The sequence below is a fragment of the Desulfobotulus pelophilus genome, assembly GCF_026155325.1.
Lineage (GTDB): Bacteria > Desulfobacterota > Desulfobacteria > Desulfobacterales > ASO4-4 > Desulfobotulus > Desulfobotulus pelophilus.
In genome coordinates this window covers 99,977-124,516 of record NZ_JAPFPW010000012.1, presented here as the reverse complement: position 1 = coordinate 124,516, position 24,540 = coordinate 99,977, and the positions used below count along the sequence as shown (strand labels likewise).

General features: G+C 50.7%; 28 protein-coding genes and 1 tRNA gene. 3 read left to right on the top strand and 26 right to left on the bottom strand.

Annotated features, from left to right (window positions below; translation table 11 throughout):
- Positions 1 to 10: 10 nt before the first annotated feature.
- The 15 genes from OOT00_RS11200 to OOT00_RS11130 form a co-directional block, all read right to left on the bottom strand.
- On the bottom strand, positions 11 to 745 hold the full coding sequence (locus OOT00_RS11200) for a tRNA threonylcarbamoyladenosine dehydratase (protein ID WP_265425465.1): 735 nt from the start codon (positions 743 to 745) through the stop codon (positions 11 to 13).
- Positions 742 to 1,554, bottom strand: a complete 813-nt coding sequence (locus OOT00_RS11195; RefSeq protein ID WP_265425464.1) for a TatD family hydrolase — start codon at positions 1,552 to 1,554, stop codon at positions 742 to 744. Before OOT00_RS11195 ends, OOT00_RS11200 begins: the two co-directional genes overlap by 4 nt.
- Complete coding sequence (locus tag OOT00_RS11190; RefSeq protein WP_265425463.1) at positions 1,541 to 2,122, bottom strand: YkgJ family cysteine cluster protein; 582 nt, start codon at positions 2,120 to 2,122, stop codon at positions 1,541 to 1,543. The genes OOT00_RS11195 and OOT00_RS11190 overlap by 14 nt, the downstream gene beginning before the upstream one ends.
- Positions 2,106 to 3,074 carry an RluA family pseudouridine synthase gene (locus OOT00_RS11185; protein WP_265425462.1) on the bottom strand — a complete coding sequence of 323 codons (969 nt, stop codon included), beginning with the start codon at positions 3,072 to 3,074 and terminating at the stop codon, positions 2,106 to 2,108. Before OOT00_RS11185 ends, OOT00_RS11190 begins: the two co-directional genes overlap by 17 nt.
- A 50-nt stretch (positions 3,075 to 3,124) precedes the next feature.
- Positions 3,125 to 3,649 carry a CarD family transcriptional regulator gene (locus OOT00_RS11180; RefSeq protein WP_265425461.1) on the bottom strand — a complete coding sequence of 175 codons (525 nt, stop codon included), beginning with the start codon at positions 3,647 to 3,649 and terminating at the stop codon, positions 3,125 to 3,127.
- A gap of 219 nt (positions 3,650 to 3,868) precedes the next feature.
- Entirely contained in the window at positions 3,869 to 5,887 is a 2,019-nt protein-coding gene (locus tag OOT00_RS11175; protein WP_265425460.1) for a sodium-translocating pyrophosphatase, read from the bottom strand.
- Between the two features lie 38 nt (positions 5,888 to 5,925).
- Positions 5,926 to 6,501: an aminoacyl-tRNA hydrolase gene (gene pth, locus OOT00_RS11170; protein ID WP_265425459.1), complete on the bottom strand. Its 576-nt coding sequence runs from the start codon at positions 6,499 to 6,501 to the stop codon at positions 5,926 to 5,928.
- A gap of 40 nt (positions 6,502 to 6,541) precedes the next feature.
- Positions 6,542 to 7,117, bottom strand: coding sequence for a 50S ribosomal protein L25 (locus tag OOT00_RS11165; RefSeq protein ID WP_265425474.1), 576 nt, complete (start codon positions 7,115 to 7,117; stop codon positions 6,542 to 6,544).
- 51 nt (positions 7,118 to 7,168) lie between these two features.
- A complete protein-coding gene (locus OOT00_RS11160) occupies positions 7,169 to 8,125 on the bottom strand; it encodes a ribose-phosphate pyrophosphokinase (RefSeq protein WP_265425458.1) in 957 nt (318 codons plus the stop codon).
- Between the two features lie 131 nt (positions 8,126 to 8,256).
- A tRNA-Gln gene (locus tag OOT00_RS11155) sits at positions 8,257 to 8,331 on the bottom strand.
- Positions 8,332 to 8,360: 29 nt separating this feature from the next.
- Positions 8,361 to 9,257, bottom strand: coding sequence for a 4-(cytidine 5'-diphospho)-2-C-methyl-D-erythritol kinase (locus OOT00_RS11150; protein ID WP_265425457.1), 897 nt, complete (start codon positions 9,255 to 9,257; stop codon positions 8,361 to 8,363).
- Positions 9,235 to 10,686: a DegQ family serine endoprotease gene (locus OOT00_RS11145; RefSeq protein ID WP_265425456.1), complete on the bottom strand. Its 1,452-nt coding sequence runs from the start codon at positions 10,684 to 10,686 to the stop codon at positions 9,235 to 9,237. The genes OOT00_RS11150 and OOT00_RS11145 overlap by 23 nt, the downstream gene beginning before the upstream one ends.
- Before the next feature lie 65 nt (positions 10,687 to 10,751).
- A complete protein-coding gene (locus tag OOT00_RS11140; RefSeq protein WP_265425455.1) occupies positions 10,752 to 11,033 on the bottom strand; it encodes a DUF1844 domain-containing protein in 282 nt (93 codons plus the stop codon).
- A gap of 297 nt (positions 11,034 to 11,330) precedes the next feature.
- Positions 11,331 to 12,227: a CoB--CoM heterodisulfide reductase iron-sulfur subunit B family protein gene (locus OOT00_RS11135; RefSeq protein WP_265425454.1), complete on the bottom strand. Its 897-nt coding sequence runs from the start codon at positions 12,225 to 12,227 to the stop codon at positions 11,331 to 11,333.
- Entirely contained in the window at positions 12,214 to 12,750 is a 537-nt protein-coding gene (locus OOT00_RS11130) for a 4Fe-4S dicluster domain-containing protein (protein ID WP_265425453.1), read from the bottom strand. Before OOT00_RS11130 ends, OOT00_RS11135 begins: the two co-directional genes overlap by 14 nt.
- Positions 12,751 to 13,796: 1,046 nt before the next feature.
- Between OOT00_RS11130 and pta the strand changes: the two genes are divergently transcribed.
- Both pta and OOT00_RS11120 read left to right on the top strand, forming a co-directional pair.
- Positions 13,797 to 14,789: a phosphate acetyltransferase gene (pta, locus tag OOT00_RS11125; RefSeq protein ID WP_265425452.1), complete on the top strand. Its 993-nt coding sequence runs from the start codon at positions 13,797 to 13,799 to the stop codon at positions 14,787 to 14,789.
- A 28-nt stretch (positions 14,790 to 14,817) separates the two neighbouring features.
- The gene (locus OOT00_RS11120) at positions 14,818 to 16,068 is read left to right on the top strand and encodes an acetate kinase (protein ID WP_265425451.1); all 1,251 of its coding nucleotides are present in this window, start codon (positions 14,818 to 14,820) and stop codon (positions 16,066 to 16,068) included.
- Between the two features lie 190 nt (positions 16,069 to 16,258).
- On the opposite strand, the gene rsmI is transcribed toward OOT00_RS11120, so the two are convergent.
- The 10 genes from rsmI to ffh all read right to left on the bottom strand — a co-directional run bounded on the left by rsmI (position 16,259) and on the right by ffh (position 22,363).
- Entirely contained in the window at positions 16,259 to 17,176 is a 918-nt protein-coding gene (gene rsmI, locus OOT00_RS11115; RefSeq protein ID WP_265425450.1) for a 16S rRNA (cytidine(1402)-2'-O)-methyltransferase, read from the bottom strand.
- Positions 17,121 to 17,492, bottom strand: a complete 372-nt coding sequence (locus OOT00_RS11110) for a YraN family protein (RefSeq protein ID WP_265425449.1) — start codon at positions 17,490 to 17,492, stop codon at positions 17,121 to 17,123. Before OOT00_RS11110 ends, rsmI begins: the two co-directional genes overlap by 56 nt.
- Positions 17,489 to 18,088 carry a ribonuclease HII gene (gene rnhB, locus OOT00_RS11105; RefSeq protein WP_265425448.1) on the bottom strand — a complete coding sequence of 200 codons (600 nt, stop codon included), beginning with the start codon at positions 18,086 to 18,088 and terminating at the stop codon, positions 17,489 to 17,491. Before rnhB ends, OOT00_RS11110 begins: the two co-directional genes overlap by 4 nt.
- A 61-nt stretch (positions 18,089 to 18,149) precedes the next feature.
- Entirely contained in the window at positions 18,150 to 18,500 is a 351-nt protein-coding gene (gene rplS / locus OOT00_RS11100; RefSeq protein WP_265425447.1) for a 50S ribosomal protein L19, read from the bottom strand.
- Between the two features lie 46 nt (positions 18,501 to 18,546).
- Positions 18,547 to 19,131, bottom strand: a complete 585-nt coding sequence (locus OOT00_RS11095; RefSeq protein ID WP_265425446.1) for an RNA methyltransferase — start codon at positions 19,129 to 19,131, stop codon at positions 18,547 to 18,549.
- The gene (gene trmD / locus OOT00_RS11090; RefSeq protein WP_265425445.1) at positions 19,109 to 19,876 is read right to left on the bottom strand and encodes a tRNA (guanosine(37)-N1)-methyltransferase TrmD; all 768 of its coding nucleotides are present in this window, start codon (positions 19,874 to 19,876) and stop codon (positions 19,109 to 19,111) included. Before trmD ends, OOT00_RS11095 begins: the two co-directional genes overlap by 23 nt.
- A complete protein-coding gene (gene rimM, locus OOT00_RS11085; RefSeq protein ID WP_265425444.1) occupies positions 19,873 to 20,391 on the bottom strand; it encodes a ribosome maturation factor RimM in 519 nt (172 codons plus the stop codon). Before rimM ends, trmD begins: the two co-directional genes overlap by 4 nt.
- A gap of 59 nt (positions 20,392 to 20,450) precedes the next feature.
- Positions 20,451 to 20,681 carry a KH domain-containing protein gene (locus tag OOT00_RS11080; protein WP_265425443.1) on the bottom strand — a complete coding sequence of 77 codons (231 nt, stop codon included), beginning with the start codon at positions 20,679 to 20,681 and terminating at the stop codon, positions 20,451 to 20,453.
- 61 nt (positions 20,682 to 20,742) lie between these two features.
- Complete coding sequence (rpsP, locus tag OOT00_RS11075; RefSeq protein WP_265425442.1) at positions 20,743 to 21,000, bottom strand: 30S ribosomal protein S16; 258 nt, start codon at positions 20,998 to 21,000, stop codon at positions 20,743 to 20,745.
- Positions 21,001 to 21,028: 28 nt separating this feature from the next.
- Entirely contained in the window at positions 21,029 to 22,363 is a 1,335-nt protein-coding gene (ffh, locus tag OOT00_RS11070) for a signal recognition particle protein (RefSeq protein WP_265425441.1), read from the bottom strand.
- Between the two features lie 118 nt (positions 22,364 to 22,481).
- Between ffh and rlmN the strand changes: the two genes are divergently transcribed.
- A complete protein-coding gene (rlmN, locus tag OOT00_RS11065; protein ID WP_265425440.1) occupies positions 22,482 to 23,594 on the top strand; it encodes a dual-specificity RNA methyltransferase RlmN in 1,113 nt (370 codons plus the stop codon).
- On the opposite strand, the gene OOT00_RS11060 is transcribed toward rlmN, so the two are convergent.
- The gene (locus OOT00_RS11060) at positions 23,553 to 24,536 is read right to left on the bottom strand and encodes a tRNA 4-thiouridine(8) synthase ThiI (RefSeq protein ID WP_265425439.1); all 984 of its coding nucleotides are present in this window, start codon (positions 24,534 to 24,536) and stop codon (positions 23,553 to 23,555) included. The two genes, rlmN and OOT00_RS11060, sit on opposite strands and share 42 nt — an antisense overlap.
- Positions 24,537 to 24,540: the final 4 nt, after the last annotated feature.

Sequence of the window (24,540 nt, the reverse complement as noted above, 5' to 3'; positions counted from 1 at the left end):
GGACCTCCTTTCATATTCTTCCGAGCAGTTTATCAAGGGCAGCACCAGCCATGCGAAGCCCGAAACTTCCGGTCACATGGGCAAGGGACCCCATGGGCTGACGGATACGCCCTCTCGTCTGTTTCCCCCTGTCAACCGCTTCAGGATACCTGGCCTTTGTGGGCGGTTCGGGTGAAAAAACGCAGGTAAGACCCTGCTCTATTCCAAAACGGTGCAGACGTCGCCGAACCTGTCTTGCGAGGGGACAATGGTGGGTTTCAGAAATATCACCTACGCGAATTGCTCCGGCATCATAGCGGGTAGCGGCACCCATACTGCTGATGATGGCGAGATTCCGCTGCAGTGCCTCCCGAATCAGAAGAACCTTCGAGTTCAAACCATCTATGGCGTCCAGAACCACATCCGGTTCATTATCCAGAACTGTAGGCAGGCTCGCTTCATCGATAAAGAGATCCAGTATTTCCACCCTGCATTCTGGGGCAATATCTCTGATACGTGCCTCGGCAGCAGCCGTTTTGGCACAACCCACCGTTGATTGAAGAGCTAGCAGCTGACGGTTCAGGTTGGAAGGCTCCACACTATCAAAATCCACAAGCCGAAGAGATCCGACACCACTCCGGGCCAGTGCCTCTATGGCAAATGACCCCACAGCACCCAATCCGCAGACCGTTACCCTGGACTTCTGCAGGCGTGTAAAAGCCTCCTGACCCATCAACTGTATGACGCGTGAAAATCCTGAATTCATGACGTAAGCCCAACTCTGCATAGAGGAGAAAGAAAGGACAGACTGTTCCTGTATAACTGCTTTTGAAGGGGCTGTTCCCCAACTCCCAATATCTCTGCAATGGCCGAAAATGTATGCCGGAGATACGCAGGACGATTGATACCCTCCTTAACAAAAACAGGAGGGATATCCGGAGCATCTGTCTCAATAAGCAGGCGTTCCGGTGAAACAGCCAGAAGGCTGCGGCGAACTTTTGAGTTCGCCGACCGGGTAATGGAAGCACCAAACCCCACATGGGCACCCAGTTTCTCCACCTCCCGAATCAACTCCGGCGATCCTGACCAGGCATGAAAGGCTCCTCCATGGAGAAGGCCGCCTTCTTTTTTCAAAATCGGGAGCATACGGTCCCAGGCTTTACGGCAATGAAGTGAAACAGGGCGCCTCAGATCCCGTGCCAGACGCAACTGCTTCGTAAATACCATTTCCTGCTCGTCCATATTTCCGCAGCTGACCAAACCATCCAGACCGATTTCTCCCACTCCGAACTCAGGATGAAAAGTCAGATAATTACCCAGAAGATCCAGCCAGCCAGCCCCCTGCTCCTGTACATAAAAGGGGTGTACGCCCAAAAAAGCGACCACATCATGGTGAACGGCAGCAAGTTCCCTCACTCGACCCCAGTCTTCTTCTCCGGATCCACAACACACAAATCCACCAATCCCTGCGGAACGGGCTTCCGCCAGCAAAAGCGTCAATTCTGAAGCCATGCGAACATCTTGAAGGTGGCAGTGGGTATCCACAAGTGGAAAGTGCTGATTATTTTTTTCCATGAAGAGACCGATGTATCACGAGTTTATGTTTTCTGCCATAAACCATCACAAGGGAAGGATCAAAACCCCCTGCCGCATAGAAAGACCGAAAACCCGGCTCTTCAAGCAGGTGGAGAATGTATGAAATATGCCCCGAGTACCCGTTGATATCCAAACGTTGAAGAGCATCTCTGGCTTCAGCACCCAAGGCCACAGCTTCTTTATGCAAAACAGCCCCCCTGCTTTTGCAGGGCTCTAGGGAATACAGCCTTCGGCAGACCAGTGGTCTGATTTCATAAATAGCGCAGGTATGATTTTTACGGAGAAAGGGACAGCATGTCTTTTTTTCCTGCTCCCTGTTTCTGCAATCTCTTGCAACGGATTTCCACATTTTCTGCCTGATACCTGACGGCAGAGAGTTGATATGCTGCAGGATCTTCAAACCTTCAAGGGTGCTGATATCAATACGGCCCGGGCCGGAGCAGCACAGGGAGCATCCGGGCCTGCAAAGCGCTGCCTGCATAAAAGGATCCATATTTTGGGCAAGCCCTTCATAAATTGCGGCCACCTGATCAAAGAACACTTCCATCAGGCTTTCTCTCTTTCAGACGCCATGGGTCAATATCCCTCAAAAGATCGGCCATATCTGCAGGTAGAGGAGCTTCAAACACCATCGGCTCTTCAGTCACAGGGTGGTAAAATGACAAAAAACGGGCATGAAGCATCTGGCGGCCTACCTGCTGTAAACGCGCCTTAAGGTTAGGGTCCTTCACCCTTTCAGCCGGCTTTCGGTACCCGTACAGACTATCACCCACAACAGGATGACCTTCATGGGAACAGTGGACACGGATCTGATGGGTTCGCCCAGACCGGATATCCACACGTAGCCTTGTGAGCCCCTGATAACGAGCGGAAACCGTCCAGAACGAAAGAGCATCCCGTCCACCGGCAACGTTAGCGGCCATACGCTTTCTGTCTATGGGATGCCGACCTATGGCAGCCTCCATTCGGCCGGAATCTTCTTTCATTTCACCCCAGACCAGTACATCATACAGCTTATTCGTTTTCCGGTCATGGAACATGGAAACCAGCCTGTCATGGGACAGCTGGTTCTTTGCAGCCACCATCACTCCGGATGTATCCTTGTCAAGACGATGCACAATGCCGGGGCGGGCCACACCACCAATCCCTCCAAGGTCCGGGCAATGATACAGCAGAGCATTGACCAATGTTCCATCCGAATGCCCGGGTGCCGGGTGCACGACCATTCCCGGTGCCTTGTTCAGCACAAGAAAATCACTATCCTCATAAAGAATATCCAGAAAAAGATTCTGGGGTTTAAGAGGAGAAGGCCGCAGATCAGGAATTTTTCCGGAAACCCGTTGCCCAGCCTTGAGCTTCAGAGATGGCTTTGCCTTTTCACCCTCCACCCAAAAATCGTTCTCTCTGATCAGCTGAGCCACCAGAGACCGGCTCATGGGGCTGAGTGCAGCAGCCAGAAAAACATCCAGGCGCTTTCCATCATCGGTATGGGATACCACACAACAGAAAGCGCCTGGGTGTTCATTATTCATGGATCTATGGAAACCGATCACGCGGAGAACAGGTTTTCGATTTCCGTCAGCATACTTTTTTCATCCATTTCTTTGGCAAGGCTCAGTTCTTTAAGCAGAAGCCCCTGAGCCGTATCCAGAAGTTTACGCTCACCGAACGAAAGGTCCTTAGTCAGTTTCAGAACAAAAAGATCCCGAAAGACCGCCGCCACATCGTAAAGACTGCCGCTTTTGATTTTTTCCATGTACTCCCTGTAACGCCGGTTCCATGTCTGGTTGTCCTGCAGCCCGTCCTCTCTGTTGGTCATAACAGCATAGACTTTAGGGATATCCTGTTTGCCGATCACATCCCTCAAACCCACATTATCCACATTCTCTGTGGGAATCATGATGACCATGCCGTTTTCCAGGATTTTCATAATGTAAAAATCCTGTTTCTTCCCATTAATCTCACGGGACTCTATGGCTTCAATACGACCCACGCCATGGGCGGGGTAGACCGCAAGGTCACCGACATGAAACTGCCGCGTGCCTTCCTCCAGTGTCATTGCCTTTTCTGCCATTCTCTCACCACCGTTGTTAGGGGTTCATGCTTTAAAAGTTTTTTATATCACAAAGTTGACAATGGGTTCAACCATTTTAAATAAATCATTTCTTACCAAAGCCCAAATCCCCGTACAAGGCACCTTTTCAATCAAAAGGGGCAGACCCTTTCGGATCCACCCCTTTTCACACAGATCATCTTCCTGATAACCCCTCCCGCAGGAGAGGCAGTTTCGTTCTTACATCAGGAAAGGCACCATGAGCAGAGCCACAACGTTGAGGATCTTGATCATGGGATTAACAGCGGGACCAGCCGTATCTTTGTAGGGGTCACCTACGGTGTCGCCGGTTACAGCTGCCTTGTGGGCATCGGAACCTTTACCACCATAGTGATTGTCTTCGATGTATTTTTTAGCGTTGTCCCAAGCTGCACCACCGGTGGTCATGGAGATGGCCACGAAAAGACCGGTAACGATGGACCCGATGAGCATACCGCCCAGAGCAATTTTGCCCAGCAGAAGGCCCACAACAATGGGGGCAATTACGGGCAGAAGTGCAGGAACAATCATTTCCTTGAGGGCAAACTTGGTAACAATATCCACGCAGGCCGCATAATCTGGCTTGGCGGTACCTTCCATGATGCCGGGAATTTCACGGAACTGACGGCGTACTTCTTCAACAACAGCACCACCGGCACGACCTACAGCACTCATGGCAATGGAGGCGAAGAGGTAGGGCAGCAGACCACCGATGAAGAGACCAATGATAACATTCACATCGGAAAGGTCGAAACGAAGCTGAGCAGCATCGGCACCACCATGCACGGCAAATTCCTGAACATAGCAGGCAAAGAGAACCAGAGCAGCAAGACCGGCGGAACCAATGGCATAACCCTTGGTAACTGCCTTGGTAGTGTTACCAACGGCATCCAGAGGATCGGTAACGGCACGAACGGAATCATCCATCCCAGCCATTTCGGCAATACCACCGGCGTTGTCGGTGATGGGGCCGTAGGCGTCAATGGCAATAACCATACCGGTCATGGACAGCATGGAAACAGCAGCAATGGCGATGCCAAAAAGACCGGCAAAGCTGTGAGCCATGAAGATACCAAGGCAGATGGTAAGAACAGGAGCAGCCGTGGACTGCATGGAAACAGCAAGACCTGCAATGATGTTGGTGCCATGACCAGTAGTTGAAGCCAGGGCAATGTCTTTTACAGGCTTGAAAATACCGGTATAGTACTCGGTAATAATAACGATGAGCACGGTCAGCGCAAGACCGATCAGGGCAGAATAGTACAGGCTGATGGCGGAAACACCTTCCACATCACCCATGAAGTGCATAATGGCATAGTAGAAGGCGATGGCTGCAATAATGGCAGAACCGAACATGCCTTTGTACAGAGCGCCCATAATGTACTCGCTCTTGGAACCCAGACGGACAAAGAAGCTGGCGATAATGGAAGCAACAATGGAAATGGCTCCCAGGATCAGGGGCAGCATGATAATGGCTTCATTACCATTGAACAGAATATCGCCAAGGAACATAGCGGCAACAAGGGTAACGGCATAGGTTTCAAAGAGGTCGGCTGCCATACCGGCACAGTCACCTACGTTGTCACCTACGTTGTCAGCAATGGTTGCGGGGTTGCGAGGATCATCCTCGGGAATATTGGATTCAACCTTACCCACAAGGTCCGCACCAACGTCAGCACCCTTGGTGAAGATACCACCACCCAGACGGGCAAAGATGGAGATGAGGGAACCACCGAAGCCCAGGGCAACCAGGGCAGGAATGTTGGCGGTAGCGGCATACAGACCAGCCGTAGCAGCAAGACCCAGACCGGCAACCATCATACCGGTTACTGTGCCGCCACGGAAAGCCATGGACAAACCGGCGTTAAGACCATTTTTGGAAGCTTCAGCGGTACGTACGTTGGCAATAACAGAAACACGCATTCCGATATAGCCAGCCACATAGGAAGCCACGGCACCAATGATGAAGCCCAGGGCACTCATGGCACCCAGAGCAACAAAAATTACCACTGCGATTACAGAACCCACTACAGCAATACTTTTCATCTGGCGATTCAGATAGGCAATGGAGCCTTCCTGAATAGCCTGGGCAATGGCAGCCATTTTTTCATCGCCAGCAGGGGCTGCTTTAACAAGCCCTGCAAGGATCAATGCAAACAGAATGCCGAGCCCCCCGACCAGTGCGCACACCAGCGGGATGTTCCCCATTACAAATTCCATGCTTTCCTCCATCAAAGAAGTAAGGTTAAACAAAAAAACTACAAATGATACTTCTGCATTGCGGCAGAGACGCCTTCCTGCAGAATGCAACAGATGGCATCTCTCGCCTTTTCAACCACTCGCAACCAGATTTCTTTTTCTTTGCTGGAAAACCCGCTGAGTACGTAGTCGGCAACGTCCTGCTCCCCTTCCGGTCGTCCGACACCCACACGCACCCTGACAAACTCCGGGGTTCCCAGCTGTTCCATCAGAGATCTGATTCCGTTGTGCCCACCATGTCCACCTTTTTCGCGGATGCGTATCCGGCCAAGGGGAAGATCGATGTCGTCATATACTACAACAACGTTGGAAAATTCAATGTCAAAAAAACGGGCAAGCTTCTGAACCGGCATACCGCTCCGGTTCATGAAGGACTGGGGCCTGACCAGAAAGATGTCACATCCCCCGATCCGCCCCCGTCCGAACTCAGCATCGAATTTATTTTTATCCAGCGGGACAGCCAGCGAGGCCCCTAAAGACGTTACCACCTGAAACCCAGCATTATGACGGGATTCAGCATAACGGCGACCGGGATTCCCCAATCCAGCCACCATTACCGGCTTTTGCATATCCATAGGGGAACCCCCTCTATCGTATCATACAACCGAAACCTTACTACTCATTGCCCCCGGCAGCAACAGCAGCTCCCCTCGGAACAGCAACCGTAGCCAAGGGAGCATTCCCATCCACAATCAGCTCAACGCCTTCCGGAACCGCAATATTTTTCAGATAAAATGTTTTGCCAAGCCCTATGTCTCTAACATCCACAACAATATTTTCGGGCGTTGCATCAGGCAGGCACTTCACAGTGACCATTCTTTCAAAAACCTTCAGGGTCCCACCCATATCAACGCCTTTGGGAATTCCCGTAACGCTCAGGTTAACCCTTGCAGTAATTTTTCTGTCCAGCTCCACAGCATAAAAATCTGCATGAATAAAATTGCCATTGATGGGATCTTTCTGAAAATCCTTCATCATGGCTTTGCAGCTGCCGTCGGCCAGCTGGATATCAAAGAAAAGCTCACGGGTCTTGCTGTTTCTGATCGCGTCTTCTAGTTCTTTGACAGAAACTGCCAGATCACGGCTTTCCACTTGACGCCCGTAAAGAACGGCAGGGATTTTTCCTTTTTCCCGCAGTTTTCTGCATACGCCTTTTTTCGTTCCTTCGCGGTTTTCCGCGTTCAAAGTCATAAATTCCAAGGTTTTTTCTCCTTCAGGTCTACACCCACATAAAATCGTCAATCACACAAACAGCGAGGTTACCGAATCTCCACGATGACTGCGGATAATCGCTTCCCCCACCAGATCTGCAATGGAAAGAATATGAATCTTGTCCGATTCCAGCGCTTCTTTGCTCAAAGGTATACTATCCGTCGCCACCAGTGTCTGAATGGGAGAGCGGTCAATGCGATCCACTGCCGGCCCGGAAAGGACCGGATGTGTACAGAATGCATGAATAGAGCGCGCACCCTTTTCTGCCAAAGCCCGTGCCGCCTCGGTCAGAGTTCCGGCAGTGTCCACCATATCATCCAGAATGATAACATTTTTATCAGCAACATCACCAATAACAGCCATTGCCTGGGCTTTATTGGGCATATCCCGCCTTTTATCCACAATGGCCCAGTCTGCTTTCAGCCTTTTGGCAAAAGCCCTTGCCCGTTCAACCCCACCGGCATCAGGAGATACAATGACCAGATTCGAAATATCTTCAGGGGTAGAACCCAGTACCCGTTTTGCGTAATCCCGAAGCACGGGAGCTGCATACAGATTGTCTACCGGGCAGTCAAAAAAACCCTGAATCTGGCCGGCATGTAAATCCATGGTAATCACGCGGTTTGCCCCGGCAACCATCAACATGTCGGCCGCCAGCTTGGCACTGATGGGTACCCTCGGAGCCACTTTTTTATCCTGACGGGCGTATCCGAAATAAGGTATAACGGCTGCAATACGGCGGGCTGCAGAGCGCTTCACCGCATCCAGCATCAGAAGAAGCTCAACCAGATTGTCATTTACCGGCTTGCAGGTAGACTGAATGACATAAACGTCCCGGCCCCGGACATTCTCCTGGATTTCAATCTGGATTTCTCCATCACTGAAATTGGTTACCTTGGCGCAGCCCAGAGGCTTCCCAACATACTCTGCAATACGGGATGCCAAAAGCGGGTTTGAGTTCCCAGCAAATAAAACAAGTTCTTCCATTGTCTCTGTAATCCGGTTCATAGAGGTTAAACAAAAATCATTTTTTTGCCCATTCCGGCAGAAGACCTTTGCTTTTGACCTCGTAAGCCAAAACATCTCCGGCAAAACTTTGGGTACGGCAGACAAAAAAATGGCTGGGGCGGGAGGATTCGAACCTCCGAATGCAGGAATCAAAATCCTGTGTCTTACCGCTTGACGACGCCCCATTTAGAAAAAAGAAAGAGGCTCTCAGCACTCAGGGCATCAGATGTGCTGCTATAACAATCCAGCGCGTACAGCATCCTGCCAGAAAGGCCTCTGCCTCCATGGCCATCCGATCCTCAGAAAAAACGCCAAAAACCGTTGGCCCGCTGCCGGACACCAAAACTCTGGAAGCTCCGGCACTTATCAGAGCCGACCGGGCCGTATCCACCTCCGGGCACATGGAAATGGCCACAGGTTCAAGATCATTGAACAGCCATGGCAAAGGATCCATGAGGGCCTCCTCAAAATGAGGTTTTTTAGTTTTTATTCCCTCTTTTGTCAATCCCCATTTGAGGTTTTTATAGACTTGCTGCGTGGAAAGGGGCACCCCGGGATTAACCAGAACCAGAGGATAGGGTTGTATATTCCGTAAAGATTCAAGACACTCACCGATTCCTTCGGCCCATGCAGCCCCACCCATCAGAAAAAAAGGCACGTCCGCACCAAGGGACAGCGCAAGAGCAGCCAGATCCGGTCCGGAGAGAGGATAACCGCACACCCGGTTCAGGGCTGAAAGAACTGCTGCCGCATCGCTGGAGCCTCCACCCAGTCCTGCCGACACGGGAATCTTCTTTTTTACGTAAATATCAAGGTCTGGAACATAACCCGTTGCGGCACAAAAAGCCACGGCTGCTTTTGAGGCCAGATTATCGGGCGTTTCAGGAACCTGCCCCCCCCCGCCATGAACCGTAAGCCGGACCCCGCCCCTGCTGCGACAGAGGCAAATCTCATCACAAAGACTGATTGGACACATAAGGGACTGCAGCTCATGATATCCGTCTGCTCTTTTCCCCGTAATACGAAGGAAAAGATTCACTTTTGCCGGTGCTTTCAGATAAAGAGGAAAGAAAGCATCCGGCAGGGACCTAGCGATCGATGACAATGACAAGAAACTGCCCCCTTCTCTGCACCAGAAACTGTAAGGACTCCCCTTTTTTCGAGCGTTTCAGCATGGACTCATAGCTTTTGATGGAATCCATCCGGCGGTGATTGATCTCCCTTATGAGATCCCCCCGCCGGAACCCTGCTTTGTGGGCCGGGCTGTCCGCAGCCACATCAGCGACAAGCAGACCGGCATCCCTCTCAACCCCCATGCGCGCCGCCAGGGTATCGTCCAGCTCCTGGAGGGAAAGCCCCAGCCCATCCGGCAACCGTTCGTCACCCTGAACAGGTTCCGACTGACTAACCTGATCGTCCTTCCTCTGCGCCACAGTCACCCGGAAGTCTTTCTTTTTACCGGAACGCATCACAGTTACTTTCAGTATATCCCCCACTGCAGCATCGGCAACACGGACAATCAGATCCTTTGTATCTTCGACTTCTCTGTCATTAATATGGGTGATGACATCCCCTCCCCGCATGCCCGCCGCATGGGCTGGGTCCCCCTCCATGACCCTCGCCACAAAAACCCCCCTTGCATTCTTTAATCCATGATAGGCTGCCATGGATGGCTCCAGAGGCTGTATCTCGACACCGAGCCACCCGCGGGTGACAGAACCACTGGCCTTGAGCTGAGTAACTATCCCCTTGGCAAGATTAGCCGGAATGGCAAATCCGATTCCCTGACCGGACGATACAATCGCGGTGTTAATCCCCACCACGTCTCCATCCAGATTGATAAGAGGACCTCCCGAATTACCAGGGTTGATGGAAGCATCGGTCTGTATAAAATCTTCAAAGGGGCCAGGACCGATCACCCTTCCCTTTGCTGAAACAATGCCTGCGGTCACCGTCTGCTCCAGCCCAAAGGGGCTACCAATGGCGAGTACCCATTCCCCGACCTTGAGGGCATCAGAATCCCCCATGCTTATAAAAGGAAAGGTCCTTTCAGCATGGATGCGAATCAGCGCAAGATCGGTTTTAGGATCCCTGCCAATAATTTCCGCATCATATTCCTCACCATCCTTAAGCTTAACCTGTACCTTGTCTGCACCTTCAATCACATGGTTATTAGTCACAATATAGCCGTCTTCACTGATCAGAAAACCTGAACCGAGGCTTTGTCTCCGATGCTCCCGCTGGGCCCCGTCATCACCGTGAAACCGACGGAAAAATTCTTCAAAAGGGTCCTGATCAGCAAACGGACTTTGAAAAAAATGACGAAAAACCCGATCCTGAGACTGGGTAATTTTTTCCGTTCGTATATTCACAACGGCCCCACCCGCCTTTTCCGCAAGCAGGGAGAAACTGTCCGGTCGCAGTAAGGCATGGGCATCCGTAATAAAAAACAAACAAATTACCGCCAGCATCCATTTCGGAAAGATCTTCTTCCGCACGCCCCCTGCAATCATCGCAACGCTGTTACCATCAGGATACATATGACCTCCTCCTTGTTTCCGCACCAATGTCTTACGACACAAGCCATACCGCCAGCACACAAAGGCTATTCACTGCGAACATAACGCAAGCGCAGATCCTGCAGAAGGTGCAGAAACAGACGTTCCTCATCTTCCTTCAGATTCCCCTTGGTTTTTTCCTCAAGGACCCCAAGAATGTCTATGGTTTGCTTTGCAAGAGCAAGATTCCGGCAACGCTGACCCGTGCCCGGATCCTCCACCACCCCCAGATGCACCAGAGCCGACGCATTCAGGGAAAGAATAAAGGTTGTAAAATCAATTTTAGGGAAGACGTCTTCCCGAACCGTTTCCCCGCCACCTTTTGTCATGAAAACTCTCCTTCGCTATAAAAAAACCGGACATGCAGCATTTGTCAGACTTAATTTTTATAGCAAAATCCAGCAAACAACTCAACGAACACCTCATCACAGAGGCAGGGGACCATTCACAAAAAAATCACAGCCCCCCAACGCACGAAGGGCTCACAAAACCATCCGAACACTACCAGCGGCTTATCATTATCCGGACGGAGAAAAAACCAACAAAAAAACCCTTTCTGAACCCGCAGGGAATCAAAAAGGGCCGGGTTGTTTAGGCAACCCAAAGGGATAACTCAAAACCATCCGCTACAACAGGTTGTGCTCTGCAAGAAGCTTTCTTGGATCCACAAGGTGCTTACGAATCCACTTTTCCGTCCGTGGAAGGCGGCAGGCCATTCCAATCAGCTCTGAAACATAAAAAACGGGAAGAGGCTCGGAATTTTTTCCTCTCAACTCCATATTGACCTGACAAAGGGGACAAAACGAAATCATGCAGTTTGCCCCAACCCTGCGGGCATGATCCCGGATACGATCCACCAGGGAGTCAACATGATCCGGCTTGGTTAAAGCAAGATGAGCCCCACAGCACTGTTTACCATACCCCCAGTCCAGGGTTTCAACCCCCATAGACTCCACAAAGCTTCGCAGCTCATCCTCGTAAGGCAAAACATCAAAGCCCGTAATCCACTCCGGACGTGTCAGAAGACAGCCAAAATACAGAACCCCCTTTAAGCCCTTCAGAGGATTCACCACTGCCTGACGAAAAACATTCATCTGGCTGGCACTGCCAACTTCAAGAAAAAACCGCAGGCGTACGGAGCCCTGATACCTCTTACCCACAGCTTCTTCCAGCAGAGCATTCTTATCTTCGTCTGCCATCAGAGTTTTAGCCGCTGTCCGCAAACGGACAAAGCAGCTGGGGCATATCACAAAAAGATCTTTTATGCCCTGCCGTTCAGCCAGCACAAGATTCCGTCCGGCCAGCAGAATCGCATAGTTCTGGTTCACGCTGTGGGCCGGTGATGCTCCACAGCAATTCCAGTCTTTGAGTTCTTCAAGCCACGAGCCGACCAGTCGTGCCATCTGGAACAAGGACTCTCCCAGGTCCCTGGCCGTGGACATCAGGGAACAACCCGGATAATAATAAACCCTCGGGTGCGGGACATAACCTTCCGGCACCGGAGCGTTCTCATTTTTTTCCATAGCACACCTCCCTGATTTTCCGGATTTCCTGAAGCTTTTTCACCCGATGGGGCAGAAGTTCCAGTCGGCCGTTAAAAAGCATTTTCATACCCGACCCCATATCGTTGAAAAGGCTTAGGGTGGCAAGCTTATAACGTGCCATAAACTCCAGCTCGTATACACGCCCCCTCTTATCCACCTGTTTGAGAAATTCTCTGTGAAAAGTCCAGATATCCGGCTCACCGATTTTCACACCTTCCTCCAGAGCCAGTTCACGGAGGGCATCCATCATATAAGGAATATGTACCCGGTTGGGGCACTGGGATACACAACTGTAGCACCCCACACAGACCCATATGGCACGACTCTCGAGAACCTCCCTGCGCATACCCAGCTGCATCATTCGGACAATCTGATTGGGCAGATAATCCATTATATCGGATACGGGACAGCCACCGGAACAGGCCATGCAATGAAAACAGGCTCCAAACCGCTGGCCGCTCCGCTCTTCCACTTCCCGGATGAATGAGCGGTCAACTTGCATAATACTCACCATTGTATAAGGATTCCTACGGGAGTATGAATCCGGATTGGCACAACCCCCAACGTATATACCCCTGTTCAAACAAGGGTAAAACACCAGACAATCATGCTGTGTTAGCCTGCCAAAAACAATGGCCGACCAGACGGTACAGGCATCAGCCTGTCTCTCCCTGACACGATACAGGGCCACACCCTAAACGAAAGCCCCTTTACTGTCAATGAAAACTGTATCAGACTTCTTCGATACACCCACACCAAACATACAAACTTTCCTTTAAAAAAACCATATCCTGATAGCTTTTAGTTATAGAAATATGGTTTTACCCAAGCTTGTTACGAACAACAGACCCGCTTAATATGCAATATTTTTTATGCACTCCGAGTCCACAGCAGAACGTCCATCATTATTTTAAGAGAAAATTGCCAGCAAGGGCAATCTGGCTCCTGTCAAAAAACTTCGCACACAAAAAACAACATCCCTCTTCCGCGTACCGTTATTGGCATCTTTGACAGGGACTCCCAACGGTCCTGCATCTCAAAAATTATCAAATCCTGTAAAAGAAGGCTTGACGGACCGGTCATCTTTTGAAAGAGAGAATTCCTGTATTGATTCATACTGACAGGCCACATTCGCTTCAGAAAATTTTCCTGTTGCGCTCTGCCGTGAATCCTTTTATATTTTTGCCCTTGATTTTGGATGCACTGCAACATAATGTCTACATATAAAATGCCAGACAATAAAATGACAGTTTTTTATGTAAGGGCATCAAGAAAAACAGAAATCATCGGTTTCCGTTTCACATAAAAGCCTGGGTGCTTTTACTCCAGATGATTCAGAACCCGGAAGGTAAAAAGGAGCAGGTCCAACGGTTTATACGTATTCCTGAAAAAGGACATACGCAAAAATAATGTCAACTCAACGCCATATTCTTACAATGAGTTGTTTAGAAAACTCACAGCGCGGGGGGCGAAGCTGGCCAGGCAAAGAACAGCAGCCCAACGTCAGAGTTTCCACCGCTCCCAGACTCAGCACGAAGGAGACGAATTATGTCACTGATGGAAAAATTCTGGACCATTGCCAGGGAAAAACAAAAGACCATTGTTCTTCCCGAAGGAGACGATGAACGCACCATTGATGCCGCCCATGCCATCATGGAAAATGGTCTTGTAAAAGAACTCGTCATTCTCGGGGACGAAAAGGTCCTTGAAAAGGCCTTTGCAGCAAAAGGGTATCCCCTGCGCTCCCGTTTCATCGATCCTGCATCCAGCGAACTCAGGGGCAAATTTGCGGCTGAATTTTTTGAAATGCGCAAAGCCAAGGGAATGACACTGGAAAAAGCCGACGAAATCATGAAGGATCCACTCTTTTTCGCTGCCATGATGGTGCGGCTCAGCCTTGCGGATGGTGCTGTAGCAGGAGCGAAAAATACGACAGGAGACGTACTCCGGGCGGCCATCCAGGTAATCGGTACCAAGCCGGGTATGAAAACCGTTTCCAGCTGTTTCATAATGGTAACTCCCCACAAAAACTTCGGCGTGGACGGCACCCTGATCTTTGCAGACTGTGCCGTGAATATTGACCCCGATGCCACCAAGCTTGCCGAGATTGCCAGCGCATCCGCTGACTCCTGCCAGGCTTTCCTTGAGACCGAACCCAAAGTAGCCATGCTGTCCTTTTCTACCAAGGGAAGTGCCAAGCACGACTATGTGGATAAGGTAACCCAGGCTGTTGAAATTCTGAAAAACCAGCGGCCAGACCTCAAAGCCGACGGAGAGCTGCAGGCTGATGCGGCCCTTCTGGCATCCGTAGGAGCCAAAAAAGCACCGGAAAGCCCCATCCCAGGCGAAGCCAACGTACTCATTTTCCCTGATATTCAGTCCGGAAACATTGGCTACAAACTCGTTGAACGTCTCGGCGGAGCCGAAGCCATCGGCCCCATCATCCAGGGGCTGGCAAAACCCGTCAACGACCTCTCAAGGGGTTGCAAATATATGGATATTGTCAACGTAACGGCCATCACAGCTGTTCAGGCCAGCTAACCCAAAACGGAAGAAAGAGATTGTTCCCATGAAAATTCTTGCATTAAACTGCGGAAGCTCCTCGCTTAAATATCAACTTTTTGACTGGACCAATAAAGATGTCATTGCCAATGGTGTTGTTGAACGCATTGGCATTGGAGATTCTTTTATTGATCACAAAGTTCCTGCAAAGGACTTCAAGAAAAAAATTAAATATGCCATCGATAATCACGAAACAGCCATTCAATGGATTATCAATGCCCTGACAACCGGAGAAGGCAAAGTCATTGAAAACATGGAGGAAATATCTGCAGTTGGCCACCGGGTCGTTCACGGTGGCGAACACTTCAAGCAGAGCGTTCTCATTACCGATGACGTAATCAATCACATTGCTGCCGTCACACACCTTGCCCCTCTGCACAATCCCGCCAACCTTGTAGGTATCCGTGCAGGCCGTGCAGCCATGCCAAAAATTCCCCATGTGGCTATCTTTGACACAGCATTCCATCAGAGCATGCCGGAGCATGCCTATCTCTATCCCCTTCCTTATGAATGGTATAAAGATTTTGCCGTACGCCGGTATGGTTTTCATGGTACCAGCCACCTTTATGTATCCAAAAGGGCTGCGTCACTTCTTGGAAAAAGCGCCGCTGAATGCAACATTATCACCCTGCACATCGGAAATGGTGTTTCCTGTGCCGCCATAAAAAAAGGCCTCTCCATTGACACCACCATGGGCTTTACCCCCCTTGCAGGCGCCGTCATGGGAACCCGTTGTGGCGACATCGATCCTGCCATTCCCATGTTCATGATGCAACGGCTTGATGTTGGCCCCCGCTACATGGACAATCTGCTCAACAAAAAATCCGGCATTCTTGGCATTACCGGAAAATTTACGGACCGCAGAGATGTTGAGGATGCCGCCAATGAAGGCGATGCCCGGTGTAAGCTGGCCATTGAAATGGAAGCTTACAAACTGCGCAAGTGCGCTGGCGAATATGCTTTTGCCCTTGGCCAGGTTGATGCCATTGTCTTTACCGCAGGTGTGGGAGAAAACTCAGGACTCATCCGCCAGAAAACCCTTGAAGGCCTTGAATTCTTCGGCATCAAAATTGACAAAGAAAAGAACATGGGCACCTTCAGCAAGCATGGTGAGACAGAAATCTCCACACCTGACTCCAAGGTCAAAGTATTCATGATCCCCACCAATGAAGAACTTGTGTTTGTTGAAGACGTGGTGGCCATCATCCAGGATAAATATGAAGACCACACAAAATATCCCTACTCCTTTTTAAAATAAATCTTTACAGATAAAAAATGACCGGCATCCCTTCATACTACCGGGATGCCGGTCTTCTCTTCCAAAGAAAAAAACACCAATAAGATCGAAATGCTCTCAAGAAACCTATTATTTTTTCAGGCCTGCCCTAAAAAACAAAGCTCATGAACTGACTCCTGGCTGCATTACGCTGACAGACAAACACAAGAGATCAGCCATCCTCCCCTTTGACAGACAGAATTCTCGCATAAAGATACTGCCGGTCCATTCCCAGTTCACGGGAAAGCCTTTTGGCAAGTGCGGAAGGTTTGACCTGGCTTTCAGCCAGATTTTTGGTAATCGCCCTATCCACATCCTCTGCTTTGATTTCCCCAGAAATTTCGCCTGACAAGCAACCTTCTTCTGCACCTGCCACCATCAAAGAACATTCCCCACGGATGCGGTCCCTTTCAGAAAGACGGTCTTCCAGCTCTGACAGGGACCCCCGCAAAAACTCTTCAAACATCTTCGTCATTTCCCGGCCCAGAACGGCCTGGCGGTCTCCGAGAACATCCCGCAGCTCGCCAAGAAAACCCGTAATGCTGTGAGGGGAAACATAAAAAATCAAAGGAGAAACAGAACCGGCAAAACCCTCAATCCATCTGCGTCTGCGCCCAGCTTTCTTTGGAGGAAATCCGCAGAAGGTAAAGGTATCCGTTGGAAGACCTGCAACGGACATCAGAGCCATGGCAGCCGATGCGCCGGGAATGGGCACAAGGGGAAGACCCTCGGATATCACCCTGCGAGCCAGAACAAACCCAGGATCCGAAAGTGTTGGCGTTCCCGCATCGGAAACAAGAGCCAGAGACTCTCCCTGCCTCAGGGCCTGCACAATGCTTTCCAGCCTGCGACTTTCATTATGTTCATGAAGTGAAATCAGAGGTTTATGAATACCAAAATGGGCAAGGAGCCTTGCCGTAGTCCGGGTATCCTCCGCTGCCACCCGATCCACACTTCCGAGGATCTGAAGGGCCCTCAAAGTAATATCACCAAGGTTACCGATGGGTGTGGCCACCACATACAGATAACCGGGTTTAACAATCTCCGTCATCGGGACCGAAGGCATCACATAAACGGGAACATTTTCCATTGGCATCCACGGCAATCACGTCAAAACGAATATAAAGATCATCCAGATCGCTTCGGCTGAGAAATAAAAGGGCAGTGCGGATAATTTTTTGCTGTTTGCTCCGGTTAACCGCCTCAAAAGCCGAGCCCATACAGAATACGCCACGGGTCTTCACCTCTGTAAAGACAAGGGTATCTCCTTCCTGAGCAATGATATCAATTTCACCGAAACGACTCCGGAAGTTTCTGGCAAGAATACGCAGCCCAAGCTGTTCAAGGAAAACACAGGCACAGGATTCTGCAGAACGCCCCCTAAAAAGGGAAAGACGACCGCTCATGAAACAAACTCCTTCACACCCCTGAACGAACGCCGGTGGATGGACAGGACACCCAGACGTTCAATAGCTTCCTTGTGATACGGGGTAGGGTACCCCTTATGGAACTCAAACCCATAGCCGGGATACTGCTGACCGAGCTTCTCCATCATGGCATCCCTTGTAACTTTAGCAATGACAGACGCAGCAGCTATGCTTGCAGATTTCCCATCACCACCTACAACAGCCTGCTGATCCACAGGCAGGAGCAGGGTGAATTTTCCGTCAATCAGCAAAAAATCAGGCTCAAAAGCCAGCTTTTTCACCGCCAGCACCATGGACTCAAGGGAAGCCTGATGAATATTAATCTCATCAATCCGATCCGGCCCAACAATCCCCACCCCAATGCCCAGACTCTGGTTCCGGATACATGCATACAGTTTTCTCCGCCGTGATTCACTGAGCTTTTTCGAGTCATTCAGCCCTGGGAGAACAAAGTCCGGTTTCAGGACAACAGCTGCTGAAACAACGGGGCCGGCCAGGGGACCCCTGCCGGCCTCATCCACGCCTGCGATGCATGAATAACCTTTTTGTCTGTATAAGGTTTCAAAAGTAACCATATGTCTTTCTATCCCCCCCTGCCGATTTTTGCGGGAACGAACCGGCAGGGGAAGGGGAAGATCAGTACGCCCCTTTTTCCTTGATACGGGCAGCTTTACCCCGAAGATTCCGCAGATAGTAAATCTTTGCGCGGCGAACACGACCACGTGTCACGACTTCGATTTTATCTATGATGGGCGAGTGCAGGGGAAAAACGCGTTCCACTCCAACACCACCGGAAATTTTGCGGACAGTAAAAGAGGCCTGAGGCAGATCGCCTCTCTTGCGACAGATCACCACACCCTTAAAAATCTGAATGCGCTGCTTGTCACCTTCCTTGATTTTAACATGAACATTCACCGTATCACCCGCACCGAAGGCAGGCAGATCAAGGCGCATGCTTTCCTGTTCCATTTTTTCAATAATATTCATTTGATTCTCCCAGCTTTGCGGCTCTGTTCCGCATCCGTTAATTGTCTTATCTTCCTTCCAGCCCATGTCCAACCAAGCGATCCAGAAGAATGGCTGCGGCGGAACGTACCGAAAGGTGATTATATGATGCCGTCCCCCGGACTGGTTCAAGAACCTTATCCGCAGACAGCAAAAGGGACTCTGCAAGTCCCCATGCAGTCCCGAACACCAGAAGACAGGGTTGCCCCCCGGCAAGTATTTCCCTCAGAGCTTCATGAGATATGGCATTTTCACTGAATTTTGCCGTTGTCACAACCACAATGGGTTGCTGTCCATGGATTTTTTCAACTGCCAGAACAGCCTCTTCCAGATCATGACTAAGCCGGATCAACGAAAAAGCCTCTTTTCTGTCCGGGTTATGCCGCGCTCCCAAACCGGCAGTCCAGTGGCCCGATATACGCTCCACGAGGCGTTTCTGATCCTCCAGAGGTGTTACCACAAACAGACCTCTTACACCATAGGTACGGCAGGAACGGGCCATATCATGAAGATCCAGATTGGTTACCGCTGATGCAATGGTCTCCCCGTTCTTATTAATTACGGGAAAATGCACAAGGGCCATATACAGTTCAGGATTCGGCAAAACGTGCAAGCTCCCGGCTCCATTTATGGAGAAGAACACGCTCCTCCCTGGTAAAGTTTCTGTCAACCATCAGGTCAGGGCGCTTCAGAAAGGTCCGCTTCAGGGAAGATTCCAAACGCCAGGATTCGATGGCCTTATGATGGCCCGAAAGAAGCACTTCAGGCACCTGTTCCCCCTCGTACTCAGGCGGGCGGGTGTAGTGAGCACATTCAATCAATCCTTCTGAAAAAGACTCTTTTTCAGCAGACTCATCTCCTCCCAGCACACCGGGTATAAGACGGGTCACCGCATCCATAACTACCATGGCTGGCAGCTCTCCACCGGTCAGGACATAGTCGCCGATGGAAACCTCCATGTCTGCCTGCATACAAACACGCTCATCCATCCCCTCATAACGCCCGCAAACCAGTATCATGCCCCTTTCCCGGGAAAGGGATTCCGCCACAGCCTGTGTGAATGGTTTGCCCTGAGGGCTCATGATGACGACTGGCGCTCCGGGAATTTCTTCCCTCAGGTGCCGGATGCCCCGCATCAGCGGTTCAGGCTTCATCACCATGCCACACCCGCCACCGTAGGGCTTATCATCGGTGGTTTTGTGGACCCCTTCAGCAAACATCCTGAGATCCACAGCCTTTCCCTCGATGTAAGTTCCCTGTATTGCCCGTCTGACCATTCCCGTTGCCCAGAATGCATCGAACATTTCCGGAAAAATAGTCAGGGCAGCAAAACTCCGGCACAGCCTGTCCGTATTCACAGATCCAAAAATCCTTCCGGAAGCCTCACTACCAGATAACCATCTTCAGGCAGCACAGAACAAATCCAATCCGGATTGGCCGGAACTAAATATTCACGACCCTTGCCCGCCACATCCAGAAGATCATAGGAGCCGGTTTCCATAATTCCCCGGATATGACCCAGCACTTCGCCTTCATGAGTTCGGACTTCAAGGCCGATAAGATCACTCCAGTAATATGATCCCTCTTCGGGTTCCGGAAAACGATCCCTGTCCGCACAAATCACACCGCCTACCAGAGACTGCGCCGCCTCATGACTTTCAATACCCTCAAAACGCAACAAAAGCACAGGCCCCTTATGGACATGCACCTGCTTTGCCCGAAAGGGCCTGTTCGGCTCCACACCTTGTTTTTCCCGAATATGGAGAGGCCCACAATCCGTGTATACAGAAAGGGATGCGGCGTCAGAATACACCTTCAGATTTCCCGCCAGACCATGGGTACCCACAATCTTTCCTATCCGTACAAGCTTCATGGAATCCTTTTATCCGAAAAAGGATTCCCGATTTCCCGGTAACCCTTCTCGCCCGCCACCTATTCAATAATCTCAAGGACAGTTCGCTTTTTGACCTTAGCCGATGCCGCACTCAGAATAGTCCGCATGGCACGCGCCGTCCGCCCCTGTTTTCCAATGACCTTCCCCAGGTCTTCTTTGGCCACCTTAAGTTCCAGTACGGATGTCTGATTTCCCTCAACTTCAGAAACCACGACCTGGTCCGGATGATCTACCAAAGCTTTGGCGATATAATCGATCAGCTCTTTCATCGCGCATCTCCTTGCAGTACCAAAGTTGGAACAGAGGAAGGCCAGAACAAATCACAAGCCGTCATGCAGAAGCAGGCTCCGTGACACCATTTTTTTTCAGGATGCTCCGCACCGTATCGGAAGGGACGGCACCTTCTCCAAGCCAATAACGCACCCGCTCATCCTTTACTGTAATTTCAGCAGGGTCCCGCAGGGGATTATAAGTACCCACGATTTCGATAAAGCGACCATCACGGCGGGCTTCGGAATCCGCAACCACAATGCGGTAGAAAGGTTTTTTCTTGGTGCCCATCCGGGTCAGTCTGATTTTTACAGCCATCTTTTTCAGTCTCCTTGCAACGATCTTTTTAGAAGGGAAGCATGCCACGCATGCCGCGCATGCCCTTTAAACCACCCTTGTTCAGTTTTTTAACCATTTTCATGGTCTGGGTGTAGTTTTTCAAAAGCTGATTCACGTCCTGAACCCGGGTGCCACTGCCCCGGGCAATACGTTTTCTTCGGGAACCGTTAATGATGGCATGACGCCTGCGTTCTTCCGGCGTCATGGAGTTGATAATCGCCTCAACCCTCACCAGCTCCCTCTCATCGATGTTCATTTTGCCCAGAGCCTTTTCATTCACACCAGGCAACATTTTCAGAAGATCTCCTATGGGACCCATTTTGCGAACCTGTCGCAGCTGATCCCGGAAATCTTCAAGGGTAAACTCGTTTTTTCTTAGCTTACGCTCCAGATCAGCAGCCTGTTTTTCATCCACCATCTCCTGGGCTTTTTCGATAAGAGACAGAGTGTCTCCCATGCCCAGAATACGGGAAGCCATACGGTCAGGATGAAAAAGGTCCAGAGCAGAAATTTTTTCTCCCGTCCCCACAAACTTTACGGGCCGTCCGGTTACGGAACGAATGGAAAGAGCCGCACCACCTCGGGCATCACCATCGGTCTTGGTGAGAACAATCCCGCCGATACCCAGATCATGGTCAAAGGCCGAAGCCATCTTTACGGCATCCTGACCTGTCATGGCATCGGCCACCAGAAGAATATCCGATGGCGTCATTATATCCCGTATACGGACCAGTTCTGCCATCAGGGTTTCATCAACGTGAAGACGACCCGCCGTATCCACAAGCAACACATCACAGCTCTGCCGACGCGCCTCCTCACGGGCTGCCAGACATATATCCACCGGATCGCTGCCAGGATCGGAAGGATAAACAGGAAAGCCTGTTTCTCCGGCCAGCTTCTGAAGCTGTTCAATGGCTGCCGGACGATAAATATCCGCAGGTACAAGATAGGGTTTCTTTCCCTCTTTGCGCAGATACATTGCAAGCTTGCCAGCCGTAGTGGTTTTACCGGCACCCTGCAACCCCACCAGCATGATAACGGCAGGCTTTGGCCCGGAAAGATCCAGAGGAACGCTCGCATCACCCATGAGCCGGGTAAGCTCTTCATAGACAATCTTGACAACCTGTTGCCCCGGAGTCAGGCTCGCCATTACTTCCTGCCCCAGAGAGCGGGCCTTCACATCAGCCACAAACTGCTTGACCACACGGTAGTGGACATCGGCTTCCAGAAGTGCCATGCGCACCTCTTTCATGCCTTCTTCAATGTGGGCTTCAGTCAGCTTTCCCCTGCCCTTGAGGGCCTTGAAAACGCTGCCGAGTCTTTCGTTTAAACTGTCAAACATGAAAAGCCATCCAAAGGGTTCAATCAAAAGCTTGAATTTAACGGGCAAAAGGTGATAAGTCAACCGAAATTAGGCAAAGCTCGTGCCAGCGCCCAAAAGAAAACCAAAGATTCGGGACATGACAAAAAAAGAAACTATCCATCCAGACATTCTTGACTTCACCCTTCCCGAACTCCGGGAATACTTCATGTCAAAGGGGATGCAGGCCTTCAGGGCCAATCAAATCCACAAATGGCTTTACCTTCATCAGGCAGACACCTTTGCATCCATGACCGATGTGGGCAAACTGCTAAGGGAAGAACTCAACCATATCTTCCGCCTCAAACGCCTCCATATTCATCAGACGGCTCTCTCCAGAGACGGTTCCAGAAAATTTGTTTTCCGCCTGGAAGACGACAACCTGATTGAGTCCGTTCTCATTCCTGAAAAAGACCACCAGACCCTGTGCATCTCCTCTCAGGTCGGCTGCGCCCAGAACTGTCGGTTCTGCATGACAGCCAGAGGAGGTTTCACCCGAAACCTCACCACAGGAGAAATTGTAGCTCAGGTTCGGGATATCCGCCATATCATTCAGCAGGAAGCCCTGAAAAACAATAGCGACAAAGATACCAGACTATCCAATGTGGTTTTTATGGGCATGGGAGAACCCTTAGCCAACTACAATAATGTGATTAAAGCCATCCGTATCCTTACGGACGGCGACTGCGGGCTCAAACTTTCCCGCCGAAGGGTTACGGTCTCCACCTCCGGCATTCTCCCCAGACTCCAGGATCTGGGCCGTGACGCACAGATTAATCTGGCTATATCACTGAATGCCACAGAGAACAAGACGCGGGAAATGCTCATGCCCGTCAGCAGAACCTACTCTCTGGAAGACCTGATCGAAGCCTGCCGCCGCTACCCTCTGGCACCACGACAGAAAATCACCTTTGAATATATTCTTATCAAAGGTATCAACGATTCCCTTCAGGATGCCCGCAGACTTGCCAGGATTCTCAACGGTATCAAGGCAAAAATCAATCTCATTCCCTTTAATGAACATCCGGGCTCCACCTTTGAACGGCCGCCGGAAATCCATATTCATGCCTTTCTGAAAATTCTTCTCGATAAGGGATATACCGCCATTATCCGCTGGAGCAAAGGAGAAGATATAGGAGCCGCCTGCGGGCAACTGGCCGGAAAAAGAGAATCAGATCATGAGCTCCCGGATCCGGGAGCTCCGCAGGGGTAAAGCTTCAAGCTGTTCCCTCTGCCCCCCCCCATCAAAACGCAGGGTCACCGTCTCCAGATCGGTGGCCTTCGTGTACCCCGCCACAATGCCTGCTGCAAGGTGACGCGTATGGCTGTCAGCAGGGCCGCAAATAACACCAAGAGGCCCGGGAACATTCACCGTCCGGATACGGCAGTGACGGTCTTTATCTATATATCTCTGCAACAGTTCGTTGTCCTTTGCCGTCCTTCCAACAATCAGCTTACTTTGGGGATCAAGCCGAAAATGACGCCCTCCCTTCAGCAGGTGGCAGTCCAGAGCATCCACATCACGGTGATGTTCCAGAAGATCTTTCAGTTTTCTGCCAAAATTCAGATCCGTCAGAAGGCAACCACCTGCAGGTGCCGGAAAATCCCTTACCCCCAGCTCCTTTGCAAGAGCCAGCTGCTGTTTCCGACCCCGTCCCTGAAAACCAAACAGGCGGTCTCGATCCACAAGTTTCTGTTGCTCCACAGGTGTTTCCGGAAGAATCCGTGCGGAAAGGGGCCTGAGAATCCGGCCCTCATAACCGGATCGTTTTTCCACATAGCGCAGAGCCGATGAAGTCTGGGACATGGGTCGCTGCCCGGAGACTTCACCGCTGAAAAGAAAATCAAAACCTTCCTTTTCCATAAGAACCCCCGCTTCCCGAAACATCAGAGAGTGGCAGTCCTTACAGGGGTTCATAGCCCTGCCATACCCTCCTTCAGGCTGCTTCAACATAGGGAGGTAGTGCTGTGTAATCTCTTTAACCAACAGAGGGATCTCGTACTTATCGGAAGCTTTACGTGCATTAGTTGCATCAAAAAAGGGGGTTTCAAATGCTGCCCAGACCACTTCTATGCCCTGCTGCCGTAAAACAAGGGCAGCAAGAATACTGTCAAGTCCACCAGAAGAGAGGCCCAGAGCCCGTATTTTTTTCATTTCA

Excerpts from the sequence above, each read along its gene's own strand:
- OOT00_RS11200 (WP_265425465.1), bottom strand. The coding sequence starts at position 745 with ATGAATTCAGGATTTTCACGCGTCATACAGTTGATGGGTCAGGAGGCT.
- OOT00_RS11195 (WP_265425464.1), bottom strand. The coding sequence starts at position 1,554 with ATGGAAAAAAATAATCAGCACTTTCCACTTGTGGATACCCACTGCCAC.
- OOT00_RS11190 (WP_265425463.1), bottom strand. The coding sequence starts at position 2,122 with ATGGAAGTGTTCTTTGATCAGGTGGCCGCAATTTATGAAGGGCTTGCC.
- OOT00_RS11180 (WP_265425461.1), bottom strand. The coding sequence starts at position 3,649 with ATGGCAGAAAAGGCAATGACACTGGAGGAAGGCACGCGGCAGTTTCAT.
- OOT00_RS11175 (WP_265425460.1), bottom strand. The coding sequence starts at position 5,887 with ATGGAATTTGTAATGGGGAACATCCCGCTGGTGTGCGCACTGGTCGGG.
- pth (WP_265425459.1), bottom strand. The coding sequence starts at position 6,501 with ATGGATATGCAAAAGCCGGTAATGGTGGCTGGATTGGGGAATCCCGGT.
- OOT00_RS11165 (WP_265425474.1), bottom strand. The coding sequence starts at position 7,117 with ATGACTTTGAACGCGGAAAACCGCGAAGGAACGAAAAAAGGCGTATGC.
- OOT00_RS11160 (WP_265425458.1), bottom strand. The coding sequence starts at position 8,125 with ATGGAAGAACTTGTTTTATTTGCTGGGAACTCAAACCCGCTTTTGGCA.
- OOT00_RS11145 (WP_265425456.1), bottom strand. The coding sequence starts at position 10,686 with ATGTATCCTGATGGTAACAGCGTTGCGATGATTGCAGGGGGCGTGCGG.
- OOT00_RS11140 (WP_265425455.1), bottom strand. The coding sequence starts at position 11,033 with ATGACAAAAGGTGGCGGGGAAACGGTTCGGGAAGACGTCTTCCCTAAA.
- OOT00_RS11135 (WP_265425454.1), bottom strand. The coding sequence starts at position 12,227 with ATGGAAAAAAATGAGAACGCTCCGGTGCCGGAAGGTTATGTCCCGCAC.
- OOT00_RS11130 (WP_265425453.1), bottom strand. The coding sequence starts at position 12,750 with ATGCAAGTTGACCGCTCATTCATCCGGGAAGTGGAAGAGCGGAGCGGC.
- pta (WP_265425452.1), top strand. The coding sequence starts at position 13,797 with ATGTCACTGATGGAAAAATTCTGGACCATTGCCAGGGAAAAACAAAAG.
- OOT00_RS11120 (WP_265425451.1), top strand. The coding sequence starts at position 14,818 with ATGAAAATTCTTGCATTAAACTGCGGAAGCTCCTCGCTTAAATATCAA.
- rsmI (WP_265425450.1), bottom strand. The coding sequence starts at position 17,176 with ATGGAAAATGTTCCCGTTTATGTGATGCCTTCGGTCCCGATGACGGAG.
- OOT00_RS11110 (WP_265425449.1), bottom strand. The coding sequence starts at position 17,492 with ATGAGCGGTCGTCTTTCCCTTTTTAGGGGGCGTTCTGCAGAATCCTGT.
- rnhB (WP_265425448.1), bottom strand. The coding sequence starts at position 18,088 with ATGGTTACTTTTGAAACCTTATACAGACAAAAAGGTTATTCATGCATC.
- rplS (WP_265425447.1), bottom strand. The coding sequence starts at position 18,500 with ATGAATATTATTGAAAAAATGGAACAGGAAAGCATGCGCCTTGATCTG.
- rimM (WP_265425444.1), bottom strand. The coding sequence starts at position 20,391 with ATGAAGCTTGTACGGATAGGAAAGATTGTGGGTACCCATGGTCTGGCG.
- OOT00_RS11080 (WP_265425443.1), bottom strand. The coding sequence starts at position 20,681 with ATGAAAGAGCTGATCGATTATATCGCCAAAGCTTTGGTAGATCATCCG.
- rpsP (WP_265425442.1), bottom strand. The coding sequence starts at position 21,000 with ATGGCTGTAAAAATCAGACTGACCCGGATGGGCACCAAGAAAAAACCT.
- ffh (WP_265425441.1), bottom strand. The coding sequence starts at position 22,363 with ATGTTTGACAGTTTAAACGAAAGACTCGGCAGCGTTTTCAAGGCCCTC.
- rlmN (WP_265425440.1), top strand. The coding sequence starts at position 22,482 with ATGACAAAAAAAGAAACTATCCATCCAGACATTCTTGACTTCACCCTT.
- OOT00_RS11060 (WP_265425439.1), bottom strand. The coding sequence starts at position 24,536 with ATGAAAAAAATACGGGCTCTGGGCCTCTCTTCTGGTGGACTTGACAGT.